The sequence below is a fragment of the Sphaerisporangium melleum genome (assembly GCF_014646695.1).
Classification (GTDB): domain Bacteria; phylum Actinomycetota; class Actinomycetes; order Streptosporangiales; family Streptosporangiaceae; genus Sphaerisporangium; species Sphaerisporangium melleum.
The window spans coordinates 1-4,191 of record NZ_BMNT01000095.1 but is presented as its reverse complement, the minus strand read 5'-3'; the positions used below and the strand labels follow the sequence as shown (position 1 = coordinate 4,191).

At 74.1% G+C, this 4,191-nt stretch carries 5 protein-coding genes; 2 read left to right on the top strand and 3 right to left on the bottom strand.

From position 1 onward, the window contains the following. From IEY93_RS37145 to IEY93_RS37135, 3 genes are all read right to left on the bottom strand, one after another. The coding region (locus tag IEY93_RS37145; protein ID WP_229691796.1) for a 1-phosphofructokinase family hexose kinase at positions 1-544 on the bottom strand (544 nt) is incomplete at its 3' end. Beyond that, positions 541-1,302, bottom strand: coding sequence for a DeoR/GlpR family DNA-binding transcription regulator (locus tag IEY93_RS37140; protein WP_189167847.1), 762 nt, complete (start codon positions 1,300-1,302; stop codon positions 541-543). The genes IEY93_RS37145 and IEY93_RS37140, both read right to left, overlap by 4 nt. Before the next feature lie 290 nt (positions 1,303-1,592). After that, a complete protein-coding gene (locus IEY93_RS37135) occupies positions 1,593-2,234 on the bottom strand; it encodes a hypothetical protein (protein ID WP_229691795.1) in 642 nt (213 codons plus the stop codon). 162 nt (positions 2,235-2,396) lie between these two features. Between IEY93_RS37135 and IEY93_RS37130 the strand changes: the two genes are divergently transcribed. Further along, positions 2,397-2,885 (top strand): GNAT family N-acetyltransferase, encoded by a 489-nt coding sequence (locus tag IEY93_RS37130; RefSeq protein ID WP_189167846.1) that lies wholly within the window; start codon positions 2,397-2,399, stop codon positions 2,883-2,885. 118 nt (positions 2,886-3,003) lie between these two features. Further along, on the top strand, positions 3,004-3,966 hold the full coding sequence (locus IEY93_RS37125; protein WP_229691794.1) for an N-acetylglucosamine kinase: 963 nt from the start codon (positions 3,004-3,006) through the stop codon (positions 3,964-3,966). Positions 3,967-4,191: the final 225 nt, after the last annotated feature.

Genomic DNA, 4,191 nt, shown 5'->3' with positions numbered 1-4,191 from the left:
TGACCAGGGCGGGGGCCGCGGCGACCGCCGACACCAGCGCCGGCCCGCTGGTGTCCACGGCGACGTGGATGCCGGCCTGGGAGAAACGCCGGCACAGCCTCGCGTACATGTCCACCGGCACGCCCGGCGGGAGGCTGCCGGAGGCGACCACCCAGTCGGCGGTCTCGGCGGCGCTCAGCACGGCGTCCGCCACGGCGTCCAGCTCGGTCGCCGTGAGCGCCGTTCCCGGTTCGTTGATCTTCGTGACGGTGCCGTCCGGCTCGGCCAGCGCGACGTTGGACCGCGTGGCCCCGGACACCGGCACGGTGATCATCTCGATGCCCTCCCCGGCGAGCAGGCTGACGAGCTGCCGGCCCTCGGCCCCGCCGTAGGGCACCACCGCCCGTGACCGGACGTCGTTGGCCAGCAGCGCGCGGCAGACGTTGACGCCCTTCCCGCCGGGGTCAAGGCGGGCGGTCGCGGCCCGGATGACCCTGCCCCGGTCGAGGGACGCGATCTCGATCGTGCGGTCCAGGCTCGGGTTCAGGGTCAGGGTGAGGATCACGCCCGCACCACCTCCGGGCCGGCGGCGTTGATGTCGGCGGCGACGGCGGGCTCCAGCCCGGCGTCGGTGATCACCACGTCGATCTCGGAGAGGGACGCGAAGCGCGCCAGGTAGGTGTCGGCGAACTTGGTGTGGTCGGCGAGCAGGACGCTGCGCTTGGCCGCTTTGATCATCGCCCGCTTGATCGCCGCCTCGGCCGGATCGGGAGTGGTGAGCCCCTTGGCCACCGAGCAGCCGTTGGCCGCCATGAACGCCACGTCGACGTTGAGCCGGGCCAGCGGGCGCAGCGCCCAGTCGTCGACCGTGGCGAGCGTCCGCCCGCGCACCCGGCCGCCGAGCATGATCACGGTCAGGTTGGGGCGGGTGGCGAGCACGGCGGCGAGCGGCGGCGAGTTGACGATGACGGTGAGTTCACGATCGGCGGGCAGGACGCGTACCAGCCGCCCGGTGGTGGACCCCGCGTCGATGATGATCGAGCCGTCCTGGGGCAGTTCGGCCAGCGCGGCCTTGGCGATGCGCTCCTTCTCGGCGGTCATGACCTCGTCGCGGGTGGCGAGCGCGGGCTCGAACCCGAGCCGCTCGACCGGGATCGCCCCGCCGTGCACCCGGCGCAGCACGCCGGCCCGCTCCAGGGCCGTCAGGTCGCGGCGGATCGTCTCGGTGGTGACGGAGAACTCCTCCCCCAGGGTCACCACGTCCACCCGGCCGACGGCCCGTGCGCGCCGCAGGATCTCCTGCTGCCGCTCCTCGGCGTACATCGTGTTGGTTCACCGCCGTTTCCAGTTGGTTTCGTCTTTGTTTATACCTGTCCTTGTGGGAAGGTCAAGAGATGCACCGGCACGTTTCGCTCCAGTGACCGCCACCGGGAAACCCACACAGATCCACAGGCCCCCACAGCAGAACCCGCGCGCACGGATGAGCACCCACACGGAATGGCGAGGCGGCACGTACGGCGCCCCCTCGGCCCCGGAACCCGCCCGCAGACCTGGAGGCCGCGATCAGGTCCGGAAGCCGCCCTCAGACCTGCGCCCGGCCTCGGGAGTCGCGTTCAGACCTGGAACAGGGCGAGGACGGCCGCGGCGGACAGCGTCCCGGCGAGCGCGCCGGCGGCGACCTGGGCCGCGGTGTGGTGGCGAAGTCGCACCCGTGCCCAGCACACCACCGCGACCACCAGCGCACCGGCGATCAGCGTCGGCACCGGGGGCAGGACGCGGGAGAGCACCAGCACCGTGCCCGCGGAGACGGCGGCGTGGAAGGAGATCTTCCAGCGCAGGGTCACCGGCACGGTCACCGCGAGACCGGCCAGCATCGCCGCCACCGTGGCCACGAGCAGGCGGGGCGCGCCAAGGCTCGCCAGCAGCACCAGCGCCGCGAGCACCGCACCCACCGCGACCAGCAGCGGACCGGTACGGCGGGAGCGGTCCACGATGTGCCGCGAGTCCAGCCGTCCGGCGCGTACGCCGAGCGCGATGACCGAGGCGGGGACGCCTCCGCAGATCAAGGAGGCGACCAGGCCCCACCAGAAGCCCGTCGTACCGTCGGACACCAGCCCGACCACCGGCGGCAACGAGATCACCAGCACCTGCGGGGCGAAGACCTCGGTGATCCAGTGCGCGACCCGTCCGGCGGCGCCGGCCCCGGCCGCTCCCCCGGCCTCTCCACCGGTGCCGACCACGCGCTGCCGCCTCATCCGTCTCCCCTGTCCCGTCATCCGGCGGTAGGCAGCCTCCCACACCCGCGCCACCGTCGTGCCCGCCCGCCGATCGGACGCGCACGGGAGAGGGATCCCCCGCACGCGCGCCGGCCGGAAACTCGCTGGCGTGCGGCCGCCCCGGTCGGCGATCATGCCAGGATGCTGATCAGGGAAGCCGCAATGGACGACTGGCCCGCGATCTGGCCCTTCTTCCGCCGCATCGTCATCGAGGGGGAGACCTTCACCTACCCCCTGGACCTCGGTGCGGAACAGGCCCGCGACTGGTGGCTGCTGCCGGCCCCCAACCGCACGGTCGTCGCCCTGGACGACGCCGGCGCGGTGGTGGGCACGGCGAAGATGAACAACAACCAGTGGGGCAACGGGTCGCACGTCGCAAGCGCCAGTTACATGGTGGATCCGGCGCACGCGGGCCGCGGGGTGGGCCGGGCGCTGTGTGCGTACACGCTGGACTGGGCGCGGGCGGCCGGCTTTCGCGCGATGCAGTTCAACGCGGTCGTCGAGACCAACGAGCGTGCGGTGGCGCTGTACCGGTCACTCGGCTTCGAGGTCGTGGGAACGGTGCCGGAAGGCTTCCGGCACCCGACGAGGGGCTACGTCGGGCTGCACATCATGCACCGAGCGCTCTGAACGGCCCGCCGGGCGCTTCACGGCGCCGTCGCAGGGCTCCGCGACCGCGGACGGGGCCCTGCCTATACTGCCGGGTGAGGTCGTCATCGGGAGGCGTATGCGACCGGCGGAGCCACTGGTGGTGGGGGTCGACGGGGGCGGTACGAGCACGCGCTGCCTCATCGCCACCGCGAGCGGTGAGATCATCGCCCGGGGCCGGGCGGGCGGGGCGAACCTGCGTTCCGCTCGCGACCCCGGCGGCAACCTCGCGCGCGCGCTCGCCGAGGCCGTGGCCGGGATCGGCCCGCGGTTCGTTCCCGCCGACGTCGCCGGCGGCGTGTTCGGCCTCGCCGGAGCCGGCGAGGCGGGCCGCAGGCAGGCGAGCGCCCTCGCCTCGGAGGCGTGGCGTTCGGCCGGCCTGCCCGGTTCCCCCGTCGTCGTCTCCGACGTCCCGGTGGCCTTCGCCGGGGCCACCCCGGAGCCGGACGGGAGCATGATCATCGCCGGCACGGGGACGGTGGCCGCCCGCATCGAGGACCGGGCGATGGTCCGCAGGTGCGACGGGTACGGCTGGCTGATCGGCGACGAAGGGTCCGGAGTGTGGATCGGCCGCCGCGCCGTACGGGCCGCGCTGGCCGCCATCGACGGGTACGGCGAGCCCACCGCGCTCGCCTCCCGTGTCCTGCCCACGCTGCGGCCCGGCGCGGACGGCACCCCCCTCTCCGGCGAGGCGCTCACCCAGGCCATCATCGCCGCGGTGTACGAGGGAGAGCCGGCGCGGCTCGGCCTGCTGAGCCCGGTCGTGGAGGCCGTCGCCGGCGAGGGCGACCCGGTGGCGCTGGGCATCGTCGGCGACGCCGCCCGCCACCTGGTGCGCACCCTGGAAGCGGTACGAGGAGACGACGCCGGCCTGCCGGTCGTGCTGGCCGGATCGCTGCTGACCCGGCCCACCCTGGTGGCCGGGCACGTCCGGCGGGCTCTCGCCGGCCTCCCGGTCGTCCTGGCACGCGACGGCGCGGCGGGAGCCGCCGCGCTCGCTCTGCGCGCGGCCCGCGTCTCAGCCGACCCCGAAGCCGCCCACCGCCGCCTCCTCGCCCTCTGACGCCCTCACCACTCCGCAGAATGCCGGTGCAGGGGAGCAGGTGCCGCGTCCGTACCCGCGATCGGGACGACTGACGGACACCTCGACCGGAATCCTTGCGAAGATCCGGCAAGAACCGGTCGGCCGTCCGCGATCAGCGAGCTAGTGGGCGCGGCGGGTGGGGCTGGGGTGGCTCTGGCGGTTGGCGCGGTCCAGGGCGGTCACGCGGTAGCGCGAGCCGGTGCG